Below are 801 nucleotides of genomic sequence, written 5' to 3'. Positions count from 1 at the left end.
GCGCGAGGCTGTGGCCCAGAGGCTCGGCTTCAATTCCGCGGAAGCTGTGTTCGCCGATGGACAGGTCCGTCTGGGCAATCGAAGTGCGTCGCTCGCCGAGGCCGCTGGTGCAAGCGGCCTCGTGGCCGAGGACAGCATCGAGTATGGCGACCTCGCAAAAAAGTATCAGCAATCGACGTTCGGCGCGCATTTTGTCGAAGTCGGCGTCGATGCAGCCACAKGCGAGACCCGTGTCAGACGTATGCTCGCCGCCTGCGCCTGTGGCCGCATCCTGAATCCGAAGACGGCCCGCAGCCAATTGATCGGAGCCATGACCATGGGCGTCGGCGCCGCCCTAACGGAAGAACTGGTCGTCGACACACGCGTCGGCTTCTTCGTCAATCACGACCTCGCAAGCTATGAGGTTCCGGTTCATGCCGACATTCCGCATCAGGACGTTATCTTTCTCGACGAAGAGGACCCGATCTCATCGCCGATGAAGGCCAAAGGGGTCGCCGAACTCGGCATTTGCGGAGTCGCCGCAGCGGTCGCGAATGCGATCTACAATGCCACGGGCGTGCGCGTGCGCGACTACCCGATCACGCTGGATAAGCTCATTGATCGATTGCCCGAAACCCCGTGAGCGTGGCGGCACGCCTGCGCTGTTACTTCGCCGCTTCACGCATGTGCAGGTTCAGCTCCGCCAAATCGATCCGTTTGAAAAGCGGTGCTTCGATAGCAGTCTTTAAGCTGATTACAGAAAAGAGATCGCACATGGGGAGATGCTAGTTCGGCCGCACTTTGCCGTCCCCCCGTTCACCC

General features: G+C 60.6%; 1 protein-coding gene. It reads left to right on the top strand.

Features of this window, described 5'->3' with window-relative positions; translation table 11 throughout:
- Positions 1-622: molybdopterin cofactor-binding domain-containing protein (locus AB4Y92_RS25105; protein WP_441822087.1), on the top strand; the 622-nt coding region annotated here is incomplete at its 5' end.
- Positions 623-801 lie beyond the last annotated feature (179 nt).

The sequence above is a fragment of the Lysobacter sp. TAB13 genome, from assembly GCF_052113885.1.
GTDB lineage: Bacteria > Pseudomonadota > Gammaproteobacteria > Xanthomonadales > Xanthomonadaceae > Lysobacter > Lysobacter gummosus.
The sequence above is the reverse complement of the archived record's forward strand: the minus strand, read 5'-3'. Positions and strand labels throughout refer to the sequence as shown.